Raw genomic sequence first — 19,544 nt, 5'->3', positions numbered from 1 at the left:
ACTGCCCTCGCACGGTAGTACGGGAACGCCGTCCCCAACGTCCCGCAGGTGCTCGGCCGCGCTCAAAGACGAGCCGTACCCGTGTGATGAACATCGCGTGGCGGGGTATCCCGCAGCCGGCCAACCTCGGACCCGCAACGGGTGAAAGGACAAAGTCCCGATCCGGACGTCTGGCCAGTGGTCCGCCGACGAAGGCGCACAACGGCAGGGCCTAGGCTGGGCGGCAGAGTGACCCACAACGCGGTGGGTCGAGGGGAGTGGCACCGATGGACCGGCGTCCGGCGATCAAACCGGAACCCGACCTCCGGCAGGATGACTCCGGCCGGGACGATGACAGCTTCGATTCGGCGACCGACGGGGACGGCTACGGCCGACTCGACACGGGAGTCACCGGGCTGACCGGGTCGAGCATCGACACCATCTACGATCTGGGTCTGCCAGCCGAGGCGCTGGCCGACGACGTGGAGGACGCCGAGCTCGACGAACCCGTTCCCAACGCGGAGCGCCTGGTGGCCCAGGCCGTCGCGCTCGCCGGGGACGACCACGACGCGGCGACACTTGTCGGCCGTTTCTGGCGGTTCGCCCCGGACGAGGAGCTGGTCGGCTTCACGGCGGAAGAGATGCTCGACGCGGCCCGGGCACACCGGGATCTCGCCCAGCAGCGGGTGCCGGGCGAGTTGAAGCTGCGGATCCACGAACCGCACGCCGACCAGCACCACACGGTCGTCGAGATCGTCACCGACGACATGCCGTTCCTGGTCGACTCGGTGACGGCGTTGCTCAACTCGTACCACCTCGACGTGCACCTGCTGGTGCACCCGTTGGTGGTGGTGCGGCGGGAGCCGCTGGGCCGGCTCACCGAGGTCTCCGCGGATGTGGAACCGGACGACGCGATCGCCGGCGACATCATCGAGAGCTGGATGCGGATCGAGATCGACCCGGTCCGGGACGCGGCCGAACGGGACCGGTTGCGCCGCGAGTTGCAGCGGGTGCTCACCGACGTGCGGGAGGCGGTCGAGGACTGGCCGAAGATGCGTCAGCGTGCCCTCGCACTCGCCGACGAGCTGGCGTCCGCCCGTACCTCCGACAACCGCCCACCGGTGCCGGAGAAGGACATCACCGACTCGGTGGAGCTGCTGCGGTGGCTCGCCCAGGACCACTTCACCTTCCTCGGCTACCGCGAGTACCGGTTGGTGGACGCCGACGGCGGCGACGCCGCCGACCCGGTCGACGGCAAGGCGTTGGAGGCGGTGCTCGGCACCGGTCTGGGCATCCTGCGCTCCGATTCGCCGGATGCGCGGTCGCTGTCCTCGATGACGCCCGAGGCGCACGAGAAGGTGCTGGAGAAGCGCCTGTTGATCATCACAAAGGCGAACTCCCGGGCCACCGTGCACCGCTCGGCGTACCTGGACTACATCGGCTTCAAGATCTTCAACTCCGACGGCGACGTGATCGGTGAGCGGCGCTTCCTCGGGCTGTTCTCGACGGCCGCCTACCGGACCAGCGTCCGCGAGCTGCCTGTGGTCCGCCGCAAGGTGGCCGAGGTGCTGGACCGCTCCGGTCTGAGCCAGCGCAGCCACTCGGGCAAGGATCTGATCCAGATCCTGGAGACCTACCCGCGCGACGAGCTGTTCCAGATCAAGACCGACGACCTGTACCACGCGGTGGTCGGCGTGCTGCGGATGGCCGGCCGCCGGCAGCTGCGCGTGTTCCTGCGCCGGGACGCGTACGGGCGGTTCATCTCCTGCCTGATCTACCTTCCCCGGGACCGGTTCACCACCCAGAACCGGCTGCGCATGCAGGACATCCTGCTGCGTGAGCTGAACGGTGTCGGGGTGGACTACACCACCCGGGTCACCGAGTCGATGCTGGCTCGGGTGCACTTCATCGTCCGTACCGACCCGACGCGGCCACCCGGCGACATCGACGCCGACCTGCTCGCCGAGGAGTTGGCCGACGCCACCCGACTGTGGGACGACGACTACCGGTTGGTGCTGGAGCGCAAGCTCGGCGACGAGCAGGCCAAGCACCTGTTCACCCGGTACGCCGACGCGTTCCCGGAGGGCTACAAGGACGGGCACACGCCGTACGAGGCGATGAAGGACCTGGCGAAGCTGGAGCTGCTGGAGGAGCCCGGCCAGCTGGAGATGCACCTGTTCCGCAAGCAGTTGGCGCCGCGGCCGGGCACCCGGGTGCCGGGAGCCGACCTGGCCGAGGCGATGGACGTCCGGTTCAAGGTCTACCGGTACGGCGAGCCGATGATGCTCTCCGCAGTGCTGCCGGTCCTGCACTCGCTCGGCGTACGGGTGGTCGACGAGCACCCGTACGAGGTGGACCGGATCGACGGTCGGGTCTATCTGTACGACTTCGGCCTCATGCTGCCCGAGGGGCATCACGAGCTGGCCGAGGTGCGCCCGCACGTGGAGAACGCCTTCGCGGCCGCCTGGCGCGGCGAGGCCGAGGTGGACCGGTTCAACGAGCTGGTGCTGCGCGGCGGGCTGACCTGGCGGCAGGTGGTGGTGCTGCGGGCGTACGCGAAGTACCTGCGGCAGGCCGGCACGGTCTTCTCGCAGGACTACATGGAGCAGACCTTCATCGCGTACCCGAAGCTCGCCGCGTTGCTGGTGGAGCTCTTCGAGACCCGGTTCGCGCCGGGCGAGTTGAGCGCCGAGCAGCGCCAGCAGCGCAGCGGTGAGCTGGTGGAGACGATCCGGGGCGCGCTGGACGACGTGGCGAGCCTGGACCAGGACCGGATCCTGCGCTCGTACCTGACGCTGATCGAGGCGACCCTGCGGACCAGCTTCTACCAGAAGCGCGCCGGCGGGCGGCCGAAGGCGTACGTGGCGTTCAAGCTCGACCCGCAGGCCATTCCGGACCTGCCCGCGCCGCGACCGAAGTTCGAGATCTTCGTCTACTCGCCGCGGTTCGAGGGTGTGCACCTGCGGTTCGGGCCGGTGGCCCGGGGCGGGTTGCGGTGGTCCGACCGTCGGGAGGACTTCCGGACCGAGGTGCTGGGCCTGGTCAAGGCGCAGATGGTGAAGAACACCGTGATCGTGCCGGTCGGCGCCAAGGGCGGCTTCGTGTTGAAGCAGAAGCCGGGCGACCGCGACGAGGCGGTCGCCTGCTACCAGGAGTTCGTCGGCGCGATGCTGGACGTCACCGACAACATCGTCAGCGGGCAGATCGTGCCGCCCGAGGACGTGGTCCGGCACGACAGCGACGATCCGTACCTGGTCGTGGCGGCCGACAAGGGCACCGCGACGTTCTCCGACATCGCCAACGAGATCTCCAAGGCCCACAACTTCTGGATGGGCGACGCGTTCGCGTCCGGCGGATCCGCCGGCTACGACCACAAGAAGATGGGCATCACCGCCCGGGGCGCCTGGGAGTCGGTCAAGCGGCACTTCCGTGAGCTGGGTCTGGACACCCAGGCCCAGGACTTCACTGTGGTCGGCGTCGGCGACATGTCCGGCGACGTGTTCGGAAACGGGATGCTGCTCTCCGAGCACATCCGGCTGGTGGCCGCCTTCGACCACCGGCACATCTTCCTCGACCCGGAGCCGGACGCCGCCACCTCGTACACGGAGCGTCGACGGCTGTTCGACCTGCCCCGCTCCTCCTGGGAGGACTACAACCCGGAGCTGATCTCGGCAGGTGGCGGCATCTTCCCGCGTACCGCGAAGTCCATCCCGATCACGCCGCAGGTCCGGGCGGCGATCGGCCTGGACGACGACGTCACGCAGTTGTCGCCGCAGGACCTGATGAAGGCGATCGTCACCGCTCCGGTGGACCTGTTCTGGAACGGCGGCATCGGCACCTACGTCAAGGCCTCCACGCAGACCAACGCCGAGGTGGGCGACAAGTCCAACGACGCGATCCGGGTGGACGGGCGCAGCCTGCGCTGCCGGGTGGCGGGCGAGGGCGGCAACCTGGGCTGGACCCAGCTCGGCCGGATCGAGTACGCGTTGACCGGTGGCCGGATCTACACGGACTTCATCGACAACGCGGCCGGGGTGGACACCTCCGACCACGAGGTGAACATCAAGATCCTGCTCAACACGGCGGTGGCCGATGGTGAGCTGACCATGGCCGACCGGGACGAGTTGCTGGCCGGGATGACCGACGAGGTCGCGGAGCTGGTGCTGCGCGACAACTACGACCAGGCTCGGGCGATCAACAACGCCCAGGCCCAGGCCGCCTCGCTGCTCCCGGTGCACCGTCGGATGATCAACGAGCTGGAGCGTTCGGGCGGATTGGACCGCGCGTTGGAGGCGCTGCCGCCGGACGAGGAACTGGCGGTCCGCAGCGAGTCCGGGCTGACCGCGCCGGAGTTCGCCGTGCTGCTCGCGTACGTGAAGATCGTCCTTGAGCGGGAGATCCTCACCGACGGGCTGGCCGACGAGGAGTGGACGACCGACGTTCTGGTCAACTACTTCCCGACGCCGATGCGCGAGCGGTTCGCCGACCGGATGGGCCGGCACCGGCTGCGCCGGGACATCGTCACCACGGTGCTGGTCAACGAGGCGATCAACCGGGGTGGCATCTCGTTCATCTTCCGGGTGGTCGAGGAGACGGCGGCCAGCGCAGCCGACGTGATCCGGGCGTACGTGGTGGTCAGCGAGGTGTTCGGCCTGCGCGACCTGTGGGACGAGGTCGAGGCGCTGGACAACAAGGTGGCGCCGGAGCTGCAGACCAGCGTCTACCTGGACACCCGTCGACTGCTCGACCGCGCGGTGCGGTGGTTGGTCTCCAACCGGCGCTCGCCGATCGACGTACCGGCCGAGATCGCCCGGCTGCGCGACGGGGTCACCCGGCTGCTGCCAGGGCTGGAGGAGCTGTTCTACGGCAACGAGCGCCAGGGCATCGCCGCGCACATGGACTCGATGACCGAGCGTGGGCTACCCCGCGAGCTGGCGGAGCGGGCCACCCGGTTGATGTACAGCTTCGGTCTGATGGACGTGGTGGAGACCGCGAACGCCAGTGGGCGGGACGTCAGCGAGGTGGCCTCGGTCTACTTCGTGCTGTCCGACCTGTTCCGGGTGGACTCGCTGCTGTCGAAGATCTCCTTGTTGCCGCGGGAGGACCGCTGGCAGACCCTTGCGCGAATGGCGCTGCGGTACGACCTGTACGCCGCGCTCGCCGCGCTCACCGCGGAGGTGCTCGACTCCACCCCGGGCGACCTGCCGCCGCACGAGCGGGTGCAGCAGTGGGAGCAGTCGAACGCTACCTCCATCCACCGCGCCCGACGGGCCATGGGTGAGTTCGACGAGTCGCGGGCGGATCTCGCCGCCCTGTCGGTGCTGCTGCGCCAGATCCGCACCCTGGTGCGGACCTCCGCGGCAGCCTGAGTCAGGTACGCCGGACGCGGTCCGGCCGGTCGGGTCACCCCGACCGGCCGGACCGCGTTCGTTCGTCGTCGGTCAGGCCGCCAGGGTGGCGAAGACGACGATGTTGTCCGGGTAGCTCTTCGCGGCCTGATCGAACTGGCCGCCGCAGGTGACCACCCGCAGGCCGGGCCGGTCACTCGGTCCGTAGACCAACTCGGTGGGGAAGGCCGTCTTCGGGTACGACTTCACCGAGTCGACAGTGAAGGTGGCCGGCACCCCGTCGGCGCGGCGCACTGTGACGGTGTCGCCGGGGGTCAGAGCGCCGAGGTCGAAGAAGACGGCCGGGCCCAGCACCGCCGAGTCCACGTGCCCGACGATGACCGCGTTACCCGTCTCGCCCGGGCTCGCACCGGGCTCGTACCACCCGGCCTGGTCGGCCTTGTCCAGCGGAGGGACCTGGACGGTGCCGTCCGGGTTGGTGCCCAACGACATGATCGTCGCGTTGACGCCGATCCGGGGGATCTCGATGCTCGTCGGTGCCGACCGGGCCAACCCGACGGCCGACTGACCGACCGGCTGCCCGTCGACCGGCTGCCCGTCGACCGGCTGTCCGTCGACCGGAGGGGCATCGTCGGCGGTGCTCGCCGGGGCGGTCGGCTCGGGGCCGGCCTGGGCCAGCGGCTGTGGCGGCCGGGGAGTGGGCGTGGTCTTCAGGGAGGCGCCGATCATGCCGGCGCCGATCATGGCCATGGTGACGACGACGGCCGTGCCGGCGGCACGCCACGGTCTCCCGCGGCGGCCGCCGGCCGGTGTCGTCGTCACGTCAGACGAGCGAACCATCGGTCCGCCGACGACGCATCAACACGATCCCGCCCAGCGCGGCAGCGCCGAGCACGCCCGCCCCGCCGGTGGCCAGGCCGCGGTCGGTGCCGGTGCTGGCGCCACCGTCACCACCGTCGACGCCGCCGTGCGGCAGCACGACGAGCTCGCCCTCGCCGCAGGAGCCCTTGAGCTCGTAGCGACCCGGCTTGGCGTCCTTGTCCACCTTGGCTTCGCCGTAGTAGACGAACTCGCGCTCGTTGTCCCAGTCACGCTCGTCCGAGCCGCGCTCGTCCTTGTTCTCCCAGCCCTTGTCGGAGCCGTACTCGGAGCCGTGCTCGTCCTTGTTCTCCCAGCCCTTGTCCGAGCCGTACTCGGAGCCGTGCTCGTCCTTGTTCTCCCAGCCCTTGTCCGACCCGTAGTCCGAGCCGTGCTCGTCCTTGGACTCCCAGCCCTTGTCGGAGCCGTACTCGGAGCCGTGCTCGTCCTTGTTCTCCCAGCCCTTGTCGGAGCCGTACTCGGAGCCGTGCTCGTCCTTGTTCTCCCAGCCCTTGTCCGACCCGTAGTCCGAGCCGTGCTCGTCCTTGGACTCCCAGTCCTTCTTGTCTTCGTCCTTGGAGTCCGAGTCCTTCTTGTCACGGCCTTCTTCGGCGTCCTGGCCGTGCTCCTCGCCCTTCCAGTCCTTGCTGCCCTCGTCGCCGTAGGCGTCGGCGGCAGCGCCGCCACCCTGGCCGCCCTTGCCGTTCTCGTCCTTGCCCTTGTCGTCCTTGCCGTGCTCGTCCTTGCCGTTGTCGTCCTTGCCGCTCTCGTCCTTGCCTTCGTGGTCCTTGCCCTTGTCGTCCTTGCCCTTGTCGTCCTTGCCGTTCTCGTCCTTGCCGTGTTCGTCCTTGCCCTTGTCGTGGTCGGAGGAGTCCTCCTCCTCACGCCACTCGCGGTCCTCGCCCCGGTCTTCATCCGCCGGCTTGAGCTTGACCTTGCCGGTGACCTTGGACCACACGTACGCGTGCTCCTGCCGATCCGGGCAGATCTCGAGGAGCTTGACCTCGTCGCCAGCCTTGACGACGTGCGGCTTGGCGTAGACCTTGCCGTCGTCGTGGCCGTCGGCGAACGCGATCCCCGGTGCGAACACCAGCAGCGACGCGCCGCCGAGCGCGGCGCCCGCAACGACTTTCCCGAGCATCTTCTTAGCCATGACCTGCGTCACTCCATCCCTGTTGTCCTGAGCTCGGCGACAACCGAGCTAAGACCGACGTTAGACCGTTTCATGACTTATGAAGTGAAAGATTCGCGTTTTACCTTTGATCCAAGTAAGAGGTGAAGGGGTAGTACGCGGCTTTCGCCGCGCTGAGTGTCGTGTCAGGTGTGCCGGGGGTCTCTGCGTGTGCCACGGTGTTCCGCGCTCCCCGTGCCTGGCCTGCCCCGGCATCCGATAGCTGCGGCTCCGGGCGGCGCGTGCCGGTCCGGCGTGCTCGGAGGTATCGTCCGAAGCGGCTCCGGCAACGCATCGAGCCATTGCCATGGAAGCGCTCCCATGCAAGAATCGGCGAACGCGGTTCTGAGAGCCACACCGTGCAGGCAGGGAGTCGAGGGCACCCGGTTTCACCGGGCGACGCACCCGCCGCCGATCGACCGGCCGACGCCTCGGTCGGGCACCACCACCACTATCGCCCGTCCGGGTCGGGCGCCCCCCAAAGAATCCCGTGGCGCCGACGGCCGTCCGTGCAGGACGCCCATCGGGCCGTCCCGCCGGGCCGTACGTGGGCCCGGTCTCGCCCAAGGAGATCAGTGGCATGAATGTGTGGAGAAGGTTAACCGGCCCACGCCGGGCCCTCGCGCTCGCCGGCGCGGGTGCCCTGGTCGCCGGTGGGCTCGTAACGATTCCGGGTACCGCGGCGCAGGCCGCGACGCAGTGCGACATCGCGTACACGAGTAACGACTGGCAGGGCGGCTTCACCGCGAACATCACCATCAAGAACGTCGGCGACCCGCTGAACGGCTGGACGCTCGGCTGGACCTTCCCCAACTCCAGCCAGCGGGTGCAGCAGGGCTGGTCGGCCACGTACACCCAGTCCGGCAGCCAGGTCACCGCCCGGAGCATGTCCTACAACGGCACCCTGGCCACCGGCGCGTCGACGAGCATCGGCTTCAACGGCGCGTGGAGCGGCAGCAACCCGAAGCCGACCTCGTTCACCCTCAACGGCGTGGCCTGCAACGGTGGCACCACCCCGCCGACGACGTCCCCGCCGACCGACCCGCCCACCGACCCGCCGACGGACCCGCCGACCGATCCGCCGACCACGCCGCCGCCCGGCACGAAGGTCGACAACCCGTACGTCGGGGTCCGCGGTTACGTGAACCCGGAGTGGAAGGCCAAGGCGGACGCCGAGGCCGGCGGAAGCCGGGTTTCCAACAACCCCACCGCCGTCTGGCTGGACCGGATCGCCGCGATCAACGGCACGCCGAACAGCAGCTCCAACGGCGCCTTCGGGGTGAAGGAGCACCTGGACGAGGCGCTGCGCCAGGGTGCCGGCTACATCCAGTTCGTGATCTACAACCTGCCCGGCCGGGACTGCTCGGCGCTCGCCTCCAACGGTGAGCTGGGTCCGGACGAGCTGCCGAAGTACAAGGCCCAGTACATCGACCCGATCGCCGCGATCCAGAGTCAGTCGAAGTACAGCAGCCTGCGGATCATCAACATCATCGAGATCGACTCGCTGCCGAACCTGGTGACCAACACCTCCGGCCAGCCTGGCGGCACGGTCATGTGCGACACGGTCAAGGCAAACGGCGCCTACGTCAACGGCGTCGGCTACGCCCTGGCCAAGCTTGGCGCGATCGGCAACGTCTACAACTACATCGACTCCGGCCACCACGGCTGGCTCGGTTGGGACAGCAACTTCAACCCGAGCGCCGAAATCCTGAAGACCGCCGCGGTCGCCTCCGGCAGCACGGTCAACAACGTGCACGGATTCATCACCAACACCGCGAACTACTCGGCGCTCCAGGAGCCGTACTTCAAGGTCACCGACAACGTGAACGGCCAGACGGTGCGGCAGTCCAAGTGGGTCGACTGGAACTACTACGTCGACGAGCTGTCGTTCGCCCAGGCGTTCCGGACCAAGCTGGTCTCGTTGGGCTTCAACTCGAACATCGGCATGCTCATCGACACCTCCCGCAACGGTTGGGGCGGTTCCGCCCGGCCCACCGGTCCGGGTGCCATGACCAGCGTCGACACGTACGTCAACGGTGGCCGCATCGACCGCCGGGCGCACCTCGGCAACTGGTGCAACCAGGCCGGTGCCGGTCTCGGTGAGCGGCCCCGGGCGAACCCGGCGACGGGCATCGACGCCTACGTCTGGGTGAAGCCGCCGGGCGAGTCGGACGGCTCCAGCAGCGAGATCCCGAACAACGAGGGCAAGGGCTTCGACCGGATGTGTGACCCGACGTACGGCGGCAACGCCCGCAACGGCAACAACCCGTCGGGGGCTCTGGGCAACGCGCCGATCTCCGGTGCCTGGTTCTCCGCCCAGTTCCAGGAGCTCATGCGCAACGCCTACCCGGCGCTCTGATCGGGTAGCTCACGCACCAACCCGCTGCCAGTGGTTGGTGAGGCACTGCTGGCAGCAGGTTCCCCCCGGGTCCCCGGCTCGACCGTCACAGGTCGGGCCGGGGACCCCCCCTTTTTGTCGGCCCGATCAGGGCACTGTGCGTTCGATCGCCGCCTGGCCCTGCTCGGCCAGGTCACGGCGGGCCTTTTCCAGGTTCTCCGGTGTCAGATCCTGCCCGCGGGCCATCACCAGGTCCTCCGGCTCCCAGGGCTGCTCGCCCCCGGTGCGGATGTTGTCCCCGCCGGCACCGGTGCCCGTCCCGGTCGCCCCGGTGCCGGCGGCGTACGGGTCGCCGATCAGCTCGTCGGTGTCGGGTGCGAGGTCGCCCGGTCGACTGCGGGGTTCGGCGAAGCCCGGCGTGTCCCGGTCCGGGCCACCTCCGGTCCGCAGTTGCGGCACGGTGGCGTCATCGTCCACCGCCGAGGCCACCTCGGGGCTGTCCTCCAGCGGCGGTTGGCCATCGCGATCGGTCATGGTGCTGCCTCCTGGGTCCGACACGGTGCCTGATTCCCCCGCGTACCCCTTCGTGCCGCCCTCATGCCGCACCGCCCGGTGGTCGGGGCGGGCCGTGCCAGCGCAGTCCGGTCAGGCGTCGGGCTGCTGCTCGTTCGGCTCCGGCGCCTCCGCTGGGCGCCACCACTGCCAGAGCAGCATGAGCAGACCGAACACGAGCATCGCCAGCCCGGCCCACAGGTTGATCCGTACGCCTTCGGCCTTGTCGATCTCGGCTCGGCTGTCGAAGATGCCGATCAGCGTGACGATGACCCCGTACGCGACGAAGAGGCCACCGATCACCCGGCGGATGTCGAACAACCGGGCCGCGGCCGAGCGCCGCTGCTCCGCCTGTGCCTCGTCGATCAGTGGGTCCTGTGCCGGCTGGCCGTCGTTGCTCATCTGCCGACCCCTTTCCTCAGAAGACCGGGATGTAGAAGAGGGCGGCCAGCGCGACCGCGATCAGACCGAGCAGCACCGGGGAGCGGTACCAGGCGGCGTCCCCGGCGAGCACGTCGCCCTTCAGGTCGACGCCGCCCATTCCGTACACCAACCCGCGCAACTCCTCGTCCCGCTTGGGTGCGGTGAGCGGGGTGACGATCGCGGCGACCACCACCGCCGTGACGAACGCCAGACCGGCGCCCCAGAAGCTTTCCTCCAGGTCGGAGTTGAAATCGATCACCCCGCCCTTGTAGAGCAGGTAGAGGCTCAGCGACACCAGGGTGCCCAGCAGCAGCGACCAGAAGCCGGCCAGCGCGCTCATCCGCTTCCAGAACATGCCGATGATGAAGGTGGCGAACAGCGGCGCGTTGAAGACGGAGAAGAGCGCCTGGATGTAGTTCATGATGTTGCTGAACCCGGCCGCGATGAACGCGGTGCCGATCCCGATCACCACGGCGGCGACCGTCGCCCACCGGCCGACGCGCAGGTAGTACTCGTCCGACCGGTCACGGCGGATGTACGCCTGCCAGATGTCGTAGGTGAAGACGGTGTTGAAGCCGCTCACGTTGGCCGCCATGCCGGCCATGAACGAGGCGAGCAGGCCGGTGACCGCGACCCCGAGCACGCCGTTGGGGAGCAGGTCGCGCATCAGCAGCGGGATGGCGTTGTTGTACTGCAGGTCGCCGCTCTCCGCGCCGAGGCCCTTCACCGTGACCAGGGCCACCAGGCCGGGGATGATCGTGACCAGGGGGATGAACAGCTTCGGGTACGCGGCGATGATCGGCGTACGCCGGGCGGCGCTCATGTTCTTGGCCGAGAGGGCCCGCTGCACCTCGGCGAAGTTCGTCGTCCAGTAGCCGAACGACAGCACGAAGCCGAGGCCGAAGACGATGCCGATCCAGTGCGCGCCCAGCGGGTTGGCCGTGCTGCCGGTGTCCTGCCACGCGTGCAGGCCGGCCTCGCCGAGCTTGGTGTCGCCGACCGCGTCCATCAGGCCGTTCCACCCGCCGACCTTGACCAGGCCGATCACGGTGACCGGGATGAGGCCGGCCAGGATGACGAAGAACTGGAGCACCTCGTTGTAGATCGCCCCGGACAGGCCGCCGATGGTGATGTACGCCAGCACGATCGCCGCGCCGACCACGATCGCCGTCCAGAGCGGCCAGCCGAGCAGCGCCTGCATGACGAGCGCCAGCGCGTACAGGTTCACGCCGGCGATCAGCACCTGGGCGACGGCGAAGCTGATCGCGTTGAGCAGGTGGGTGGGGCGGTTGAAGCGCAGCCGCAGGTACTCCGGCACGCTGCGGACCTTGGAGCCGTAGTAGAAGGGCATCATCACGATGCCCAGGAACACCATCGCCGGGACCGCGCCGATCCAGTAGTAGTGGACCGTCATGACGCCGTACTGGGCCCCGTTGGCGGCCATTCCGATGATCTCCAACGCGCCCAGGTTCGCCGAGACGAAGGCGAGACCGGTCACCCAGGCCGGCAGGGAGCGGCCGGAGAGGAAGAAGTCGACGCTGGTCCGGATGGCCCGGCGCGCGGCGAAACCGACCCCGAGGACGGTGACGAAGTACAGCGCCAGGATCAGGTAGTCCAGGCCGTTCATGTTGAGCCGGAGACCGTCGCCGTCCATCCCGTCACCCCTCGTCGGACGTCCGCGCTGCCTAGTTCGCGCGCGCCCTATTACCCCGTCCGCGCGGTTTCACTCCCCGAGGTCGCGCCCGGGCGTGTCTGGGCCGTTCGGTCGGTCTGGCTGGATCGGTACGCAGAAGGGCGCCCCGGCCGTTTCGGCCGGGGCGCCAGTGTCGCTCGGGTGGACTCAGCGGCCGAGTACGCGGTCCAGGAAGTCCCGGTAGTTGCGGACCGCCATCCGCAGTTGCTCGGTGTCAGCCGAGCCGGCGTCCTGCCACCCGCCCAGCGTGCTCTTCTGGGCGGCCAGCGCTGAGGAGAGGGCCTGGATGGCCTCCTCCACCAGTGACTGCGCCTCACCGGCAGCAGCCTGCGGGTCGTCGACGAAACGCAGTTGCACGTCCCGCCAGCGGTCCCGGAAGCCCTGCGCGGTGTCCGTGTCGAGGAGCGTGGCCGCCTCGGTGGCGACTGTCGACCCGGCGGATCGGGACGTTCCGGCGGACTCCAGCGTGGGGCTGGTGTCGTCGCCGGGAACCGGTTCGCCGTCCGCGTCCGGGTCGACCATCTCGGGTGTCGCGCTGCCGTAGCCGGCCGCGCCCGCCGTGGCGGCGTCCCGGTCGCCGGTCAGGTCGCCGCGCCGCTCAGGGTCGCCGTCGGTGCTCCCCGGCGCGACGACGGTGCGCGCGGACGTGTCCGAGTCGTCCCGGTCGTCCAGGTCCGTGCGGTCGTCCAGGTTGGCGCGGTCGTCGACGTCCGTGCTGTCGTCCAGGTTGGTGCGGTCGTCGACGTCCGTGCTGTCGTCGACGTACGCGTCGCGGCGGTGCAACTCGGCGGTGGGGTCGGCGCGCAGGCCCTCCCGCTCACCGTCCTCGGCGCCGTCGCCCGGCTGGGCGGTCCGCTCGGCCCTCGGGTCCGGCTGATCCTGCGGGTGCGGGCTGGCCAGCGCGGAGGCGGCCACCGCGTCGGCCACCGTGGTGGCGCCGAACGTCGTCGGCAGCGGCCCCGGCTCGTGGAAACCGCCCTCGTCGGTGGACAGGCCGTCGCGCCGGTGGCGCGGGTCGGAGTCGTCGGTCAGCTCGTCCTCGGCCGGGTCGTACGCGGCGTCCCGGTCGGTGTCGTCGGCCCGCTCGTGGGCGGCGGTCTGGTCGTCGAAGGTGCCCCGGTCGTCGAGGGCGTCCTCCGGGACGTCGGAGCGGTCGGCCCGGTCGCCGGCCGGGGGTACCGGCACGGGCGCGGAGCGGACGGCCTCCGGGTGATCGTTGCTCACCTGCTGCTGCTCTTCCTGGCGCATCGGTGGCCTCCTCAGCGGCTCGTGGCGTCGTGGTCCGGGTGGTGGCGCTGTTCGGGCGTGCGGTGGCCGACCGGCTCCTCGCCCAGCAGGTCGGCGAAGAGTGCGCGGTAGTGCACGACCGCCTGCCGCAGCTCCTCGGTGCTGGCCTCGCCCCGGGAGTTGCGCAGGTGGATCTCGTGCGCGTCCCGGTAGTTGGTCAGAGTGCGGGCGTGTTCGACGGAGAGGTGGGCGATCTGGTCGGAGAAGTCACCGGTCGGGTAGCCCTGCTCCTCGATGAGCCGGGTGACCAGAACGTCTGCGTCGCCCACCGTCTCGCCGGGGGAGTCGATGAAGCGGACCTGGAGTTCCTCCCAGGCCGCGGCGTAGCGAGCCCGGGACTCCGGGGTGAGTGGGGTGAGCGTGAGCTCGGCATGCCGGCGTTCCCGGTCGCGCAGTTCGCGCTCCGCGGCGGACCGGCTGTCCTGTTCCGCCACCACCCGGTCGTACTCCGGCCCGAACCGGTTGCGCAGGGCCCGGCGGTTGTTGAGCGAGCGGGCGGCCACGGCCAGCACCGCGACGATCACCAGCACGACGAGCACGATGACGACTATCTGCGTGGGCGACATGGGCTCCTCCTTCGCCCTCTGCTATTCCCTCCGCGCAGTGATCGCCAATCCCGATCCGAGACACTTTCCTGACGAGGGGCGCAACCACTCACCAGCCGAGGCCTGATTCATCCCGGAAGCGGCGCTTGGGCGGTGACGACACGGGCGGTAGTGAAACAGCCTCCGATTACGTATCCTGCCCAAGGCGCCCGCGCCGGTGCCCGGCGACGCGGCCGGGCGCGCAGCCGGCAGGCGCGGTGCCCGGCGGTGCCGGCACCCCTCCTGCCACCCTGTACGGGCGAGGTCTGATGAAAACCCGCGACTGGCCGATCCGCTCGAAGCTGACCGCGTTGGTCGTCGCGCCGGTGACCGCGCTCCTGGCGCTGTGGATCTTCGCGACCACGCTGACCTTCGGTCCCGCCCTGAACCTTCTCTCCGCCCGCACCCTGTTGTACGACCTGGGTCGCCCCGGCGAGACGGTGGTCACCGAGCTGCAACGGGAACGCCGACTCTCGGTGGTGCAGCTCGCCGGCGACACCGAGTTGCCCGCCCTCGCCGAGCAGCGCGGGCGCACCGACCGGGCGGTCGCCGAGCTGCGCCGCCGGGTGGACGGGGAACCGCTGCGCGACGCCGCCGACGACCTGCTGGAAACCCGGGTCGACCAGCTGGTCAACTCCCTGGCGGCGCTACCCGACGGGCGGAGGTTCATCGACGAGCGCAAGGTGGACCGGGCCGGTGCGATCGGCCTCTACAGCGGCATGGTCGCCGCGGCCTTCCAGGCGTTCGCCGGCATGGCGACCCTCACCGACCCGGACATCAACCGGCAGGCGTTGGCGCTCACCGCGCTGGGTCGCTCCCGGGAACTGCTCGGCCAGAGCGACGCGCTGCTGGCCGGCGCGCTGACCGCCGGACGGTTCGCCGAGGGGGAGCACACGCAGCTCGTCCAGGCCATCGGCAACCAACGGTGGCTCACCGAGAGCGCCGTGGCAGACCTGCCCGAGAGCAGCCGGGTCGCGTACCAGCGGTTGACCGAGAGCGAGGCGTTCACCCGGCTGCGCAGCATGCAGGACGCCCTGGTCGTGCCCAACCGGTCCGGCCGGCCGACTGTCGACGCCGCGGCCTGGCAGGCCAGCCAGGACGCGGTACAGCAGCAGTTGCGGGACTTCGAACTGTCCGAGGCCGACGCTCTCGCCGACCGTTCGGTGCCGATGGCGGTCCGCATCCTGGTGCGGCTGGCCGCCGCCGGCGTACTCGGGCTCGTCGCAGTCGTCGTCTCGGTGCTGGTGGCGTTGCGGGTCGGCCGCACCCTGGTCCGCCGGCTCAGCGGCGTCCGCACCGCGGCGCTGGAGCTGGCCGAGCACCGGCTGCCCGACGTGGTGGCCCGGCTGCGCCGTGGCGAGCAGGTCGACGTCGCCCGGGAGGCACCGCCACTGGAGTACGGCCACGACGAGATCGGGGAGGTCGGGCGCGCCTTCACCGAGGTGCAGCGCACCGCCGTCCAGGCCGCGGTGGACGAGGTCACCCTGCGTCGCGGGCTCAACGAGGTCTTCCTCAACATCGCCCGACGCAGCCAGAGCCTGGTGCACCGTCAGTTGCACCTGCTGGACCGGATGGAGCGGCGTAGCGAGGACCCGGACGAACTGGCCGAGCTGTTCCAGGTCGACCACCTGGCCACCCGGCTGCGCCGGCACGCCGAGGATCTGGTCATCCTCGCCGGCTCCGCGCCCGGTCGGGGTTGGCGGAACCCGGTCGCGATGGTCGACGTGATCCGTGGCGCGATTTCCGAGGTCGAGGCGTACGAACGGGTGGACGTCAAGGCCGTGCAGCCGGCCGGCGTGCTCGGGCGGGCGGTCGGCGACGTCATCCACCTGCTCGCCGAGCTGTTCGAGAACGCCACCGCCTTCTCCCCGCCGGACACCCGGGTCACCGTCACCGGGGCGCAGGTGGCCGACGGGTACGCCCTGGAGATCACCGACCAGGGGCTGGGCATGTCCGTCGCGGCACTGGAGACCGCCAACACCCGACTGGCCAGCTCGCCCGAGTTCGACCCGGCGCAGAGCGCCCGACTCGGCCTGTTCGTGGTCGCCCGGCTGGCGGCCCGGCACGGCGTACGGGTGCTGTTGCGCCCATCCGGGGAGGGGGGCGTGACTGCCGTCGTGCTGGTCCCCGGCGACCTGGTCACCACCGAGCCGCCGGCCGGCCCCGACCCCGCCACGCTCGACACCGCGTCGGCCGACCCGAGCCGGCGGCTGGCCCGGACGGCGCGCCGGGGCGCCGTGACCCGTCCCCGTACCCGCCCGCCGACGGCCCCGTCCGCCAGCACGGCCCCGCCCGCCGGAGCGCCGACCTCTACCGTCGCACCCGCCGAGGGGTCGGCCACCCCCGACGAGCCGGACGACGAGCTGGATGGTCTGCCCCGCCGGGTGCGACGTCGTACCCCCGCCGCCCAGCCCCGCTCGACCGTCACCGACATGCCGTCGCCCCGCTCGCCGGAGGAGGTCCGCCAGGTGATGGCGGCGCTCCAGGCCGGCACGGCGCGCGGACGCGCCACCGCCATCACCCCGCCAGCGCCGACCGGCCCGCCAGCGCCGACCGGCCCGCCAGCGCCGACCGGCCCGCCAGCGCCGACCGGCCCGGCTGCATCGACCGGCCCAGCGCCGACCGGCCCGGCTGCATCGACCGGCCCGGCTGCATCGACCGGCCCGGCTGCATCGACCGGCCCGGCTGTGTCGACCGGCACGGCGGTCCAGGCGGCCTCCACCGACCCGCCGACGACCCCCGAACCCCCGACCGCGACTGAGAGGGACGCCTAGTGCGGCATTCGACGAAGCAGAGCGCCGGCCTGGACTGGTTGCTCGACGAACTGGTGCAACGGGTACCCGCCGCCCGCGAGGCGGTGGTGCTCTCCGCCGACGGCCTGCTGCTCGGCTGCTCGGCCGAGCTGGAGCGCTCCGACGCCGAGCACCTCTGTGCGCTCGCCGCCGGCTTCTCCAGCCTCGCCCGAGGCGCCAGCCGGCACGTGGACGGCGGCCCGGTCCGGCAGACAGTGGTGGAGATGGAGGAGGCGTACCTCTTCGTCACCGCCGCCGGGCAGGGTGCCTGCCTGGCCGTGGTGAGCGACGCCGACGCGGACATCGGGCTGGTCGCGTACGAGATGGCGATGCTGGTGATCCGCGTGGGGGAGAGCCTCGCCGCGCCAGCCCGATCGGCGGCGGGTGCCGGAGATGCGGACTGAACCGCCCGGGCCGCAGCACGAGTGGCTGGACGGTGAAGCCGGCCCGGTGATGCGCCCGTACACCCTCACCGGAGGCCGAGTACGCCCCGCCGTCGACGGATTCAACCTGGTCGCGTTCGTGTTGGCCGGTTCGGACGTCGACGCGACAAGCCACTCGCATCTGCTGCCGGAGCATCGACGGCTGGTCACGTTGGCCCACCGGCCGGTGTCGGTGGCCGAACTGGCAGCCGAGCTGGACCTCGCGGTCGGCGTGGTCCGGGTACTGCTCGGTGATCTCCTCGCCGAGGGCCTGGTCGCGGTGCACGAGCCGCCGGCCGCCGGCATCCTTCCCGACGACGACATCCTCAAGGCGGTGGTCAGTGGACTCCGTGCGCTATGACCAGGTGGGCACCAGCACCACCATCCCGCTGGCACTGAAGATCCTCATCGCGGGAGGCTTCGGAGCTGGCAAGACGACCTTGGTGAGCGCCCTGAGCGAGGTCCGTCCGTTGCAGACCGAGGAGGTGCTCACCGGTGCCGGGATCGGCACCGACGACCTCTCCGGCGTGGAGGGCAAGTCCACCACCACTGTGGCGATGGACTTCGGCCGCATCACCATCAACGAGGACCTTCAGGTCTACCTGTTCGGCACGCCGGGTCAGGACCGGTTCTGGTTCCTCTGGGACGAGCTGGCCTTCGGCGCGCTCGGCGCCGTGGTGCTCGCCGACACCCGGCGGTTGGCCGACTGCTTTCCTTCCATCGACTACTTCGAGCAGCGGGGAATCCCGTTCGTGGTGGGCGTGAACTGTTTCGACGACTCCCGCCGGTTCAACCTGGAGACCGTACGCCGAGCGCTCGACCTGGACCCGGACGTACCGATGGTGCTCTGCGACGCCCGGGACCGGCAGTCCGGGAAGATGGTTCTGATCTCTCTGGTGGAGCACGTCGCCCGACAGCGCGGCGAGCCGGTGCCGGCGGCCTGAGATCCGGGCCGGAAACCCGGTTAACGGGCGGGCAACGCGGGCAGCCTCTGGTTGGATCAACGAAGGTTGCCGGCGGAGGAGTTGGGCGTGAGCGGTCAGGGTGAGGTCGTCCACATCGGGGGTTACACCGCGCAGAGCGGCGGGCGGGGCAGCGGCATCGTCGCCGCGCGTCACGACCCGAGGACCGGGGCGCTGACCCCGCTCGGCACGGTGGCGGTCACCCCGTCCCCCTCCTTCCTGGTGCGGCACCCCACCCAGCCGGTGCTCTACGCGGTCAACGAGCTGACGGACGGCGAGATCAGCGCCTGGCAGGTCGGTGCGGACGGCGCGCTGGACCCGCTCGGCAGTCGGTCGACCGGCGGCGCGGAGCCCTGCCACCTGGCTGTGCTGCCCGGTGGCGGTCACCTGCTGGCGGCCAACTACGGCAGCGGCAGCATCGCGGTCTTCCCGCTCGACCCGCAGGGCGTGCCCGGCGAGCGCACCGACCTGGTGGTGCACGAGGGGCACGGCCCCGACCCGGAGCGCCAGGACCACGCTCACGCCCACATGGTCTCGCCCGGTGCGGGCCAGGGGCCGATCTTCGGCGTGGATCTCGGCACCGACTCGGTCTACCGGTACGACCTGGACGAGGCGACCGGACGACTGGTGCCGCGCGCGCCCCGGATGCGGACGAAGCCCGGCACCGGCCCCCGGCACCTGGCCCGGCACCCGGACGGACGGCGCTGCTACGTCGTCGGTGAGCTGGACGCGTCGGTCACCGCCTACGAGCTGACCGACGACGGCGCGTTGCACCAGCGCGGGCGGGTCGAGGCGAGCGAGCGCGCGGGTCACGTCCAGCCGTCGGAGGTCGCGGTCGCCCCGGACGGGCGGTTCCTCTACGTCGCCAACCGTGGGGTGGGGACGCTGGCGGTCTTCGCGGTGGCCGGGGAGTTGCCCGAGCTGGTGGCCGAAGTGGACACCGGAGGGGAGTGGCCCCGACACTTCGCCCTCATCGGGGAGCACCTCTACGTCGCCGACGAGCGGGCGGACATGGTGCGGGTGTTCCGTCGCGACGCCGACACCGGCGTCCTGGAGGCGGCCGGCGAGCCGGTGCCGGTGCCGAGCCCGACGTGCGTCCTGCCCTGAACGCTCGCTAAGAAGACGTGAGGGTGGC

13 protein-coding genes and 1 pseudogene are annotated in these 19,544 nt (G+C 70.5%); 7 read left to right on the top strand and 7 right to left on the bottom strand.

Going from position 1 to position 19,544, the window contains the following annotated elements; all coding sequences use genetic code 11:
* Window positions 1-266: 266 nt before the first annotated feature.
* On the top strand, window positions 267-5,348 hold the full coding sequence (locus tag ABZU43_RS25550; protein ID WP_355008988.1) for an NAD-glutamate dehydrogenase: 5,082 nt from the start codon (window positions 267-269) through the stop codon (window positions 5,346-5,348).
* 72 nt (window positions 5,349-5,420) lie between these two features.
* Here the strand turns inward: ABZU43_RS25550 and ABZU43_RS25545 are convergent, their stop codons facing one another.
* Both ABZU43_RS25545 and ABZU43_RS25540 read right to left on the bottom strand, forming a co-directional pair.
* Window positions 5,421-6,149, bottom strand: a complete 729-nt coding sequence (locus tag ABZU43_RS25545; RefSeq protein ID WP_355008987.1) for a class F sortase — start codon at window positions 6,147-6,149, stop codon at window positions 5,421-5,423.
* Between the two features lies 1 nt (window position 6,150).
* The gene (locus tag ABZU43_RS25540; protein ID WP_355008986.1) at window positions 6,151-7,338 is read right to left on the bottom strand and encodes a hypothetical protein; all 1,188 of its coding nucleotides are present in this window, start codon (window positions 7,336-7,338) and stop codon (window positions 6,151-6,153) included.
* 598 nt (window positions 7,339-7,936) lie between these two features.
* Between ABZU43_RS25540 and ABZU43_RS25535 the strand changes: the two genes are divergently transcribed.
* Window positions 7,937-9,715 carry a glycoside hydrolase family 6 protein gene (locus ABZU43_RS25535; RefSeq protein ID WP_355008985.1) on the top strand — a complete coding sequence of 593 codons (1,779 nt, stop codon included), beginning with the start codon at window positions 7,937-7,939 and terminating at the stop codon, window positions 9,713-9,715.
* Window positions 9,716-9,841: 126 nt separating this feature from the next.
* On the opposite strand, the gene ABZU43_RS25530 is transcribed toward ABZU43_RS25535, so the two are convergent.
* From ABZU43_RS25530 to ABZU43_RS25510, 5 genes and pseudogenes are all read right to left on the bottom strand, one after another.
* Window positions 9,842-10,228, bottom strand: coding sequence for a hypothetical protein (locus tag ABZU43_RS25530; RefSeq protein ID WP_355008984.1), 387 nt, complete (start codon window positions 10,226-10,228; stop codon window positions 9,842-9,844).
* A gap of 111 nt (window positions 10,229-10,339) precedes the next feature.
* Window positions 10,340-10,648 (bottom strand): hypothetical protein, encoded by a 309-nt coding sequence (locus ABZU43_RS25525; RefSeq protein ID WP_355008983.1) that lies wholly within the window; start codon window positions 10,646-10,648, stop codon window positions 10,340-10,342.
* Window positions 10,649-10,664: 16 nt separating this feature from the next.
* Complete coding sequence (locus ABZU43_RS25520; protein ID WP_355008982.1) at window positions 10,665-12,323, bottom strand: sodium:solute symporter family protein; 1,659 nt, start codon at window positions 12,321-12,323, stop codon at window positions 10,665-10,667.
* 822 nt (window positions 12,324-13,145) lie between these two features.
* A pseudogene (locus ABZU43_RS25515) lies at window positions 13,146-13,334 on the bottom strand (hypothetical protein); the annotation flags it as partial.
* A gap of 287 nt (window positions 13,335-13,621) precedes the next feature.
* Window positions 13,622-14,215, bottom strand: coding sequence for a hypothetical protein (locus ABZU43_RS25510; RefSeq protein ID WP_355008981.1), 594 nt, complete (start codon window positions 14,213-14,215; stop codon window positions 13,622-13,624).
* Window positions 14,216-14,502: 287 nt separating this feature from the next.
* Between ABZU43_RS25510 and ABZU43_RS25505 the strand changes: the two genes are divergently transcribed.
* From ABZU43_RS25505 to ABZU43_RS25485, 5 genes are all read left to right on the top strand, one after another.
* Window positions 14,503-17,007, top strand: a complete 2,505-nt coding sequence (locus ABZU43_RS25505) for a nitrate- and nitrite sensing domain-containing protein (RefSeq protein WP_355008980.1) — start codon at window positions 14,503-14,505, stop codon at window positions 17,005-17,007.
* Window positions 17,007-17,429 carry a roadblock/LC7 domain-containing protein gene (locus ABZU43_RS25500; protein ID WP_355008979.1) on the top strand — a complete coding sequence of 141 codons (423 nt, stop codon included), beginning with the start codon at window positions 17,007-17,009 and terminating at the stop codon, window positions 17,427-17,429. Before ABZU43_RS25505 ends, ABZU43_RS25500 begins: the two co-directional genes overlap by 1 nt.
* A complete protein-coding gene (locus ABZU43_RS25495; RefSeq protein WP_355008978.1) occupies window positions 17,419-17,808 on the top strand; it encodes a DUF742 domain-containing protein in 390 nt (129 codons plus the stop codon). The genes ABZU43_RS25500 and ABZU43_RS25495 overlap by 11 nt, the downstream gene beginning before the upstream one ends.
* Entirely contained in the window at window positions 17,789-18,391 is a 603-nt protein-coding gene (locus tag ABZU43_RS25490; RefSeq protein WP_355008977.1) for an ATP/GTP-binding protein, read from the top strand. The genes ABZU43_RS25495 and ABZU43_RS25490 overlap by 20 nt, the downstream gene beginning before the upstream one ends.
* Window positions 18,392-18,478: 87 nt before the next feature.
* Entirely contained in the window at window positions 18,479-19,516 is a 1,038-nt protein-coding gene (locus ABZU43_RS25485) for a lactonase family protein (protein ID WP_355008976.1), read from the top strand.
* The last annotated feature ends 28 nt before the right edge of the window (window positions 19,517-19,544 follow it).

The organism is Micromonospora sp. NPDC005205, assembly GCF_040608275.1.
Lineage (GTDB): Bacteria > Actinomycetota > Actinomycetes > Mycobacteriales > Micromonosporaceae > Micromonospora.
This window is presented reverse-complemented; position numbering and strand designations above follow the sequence as displayed.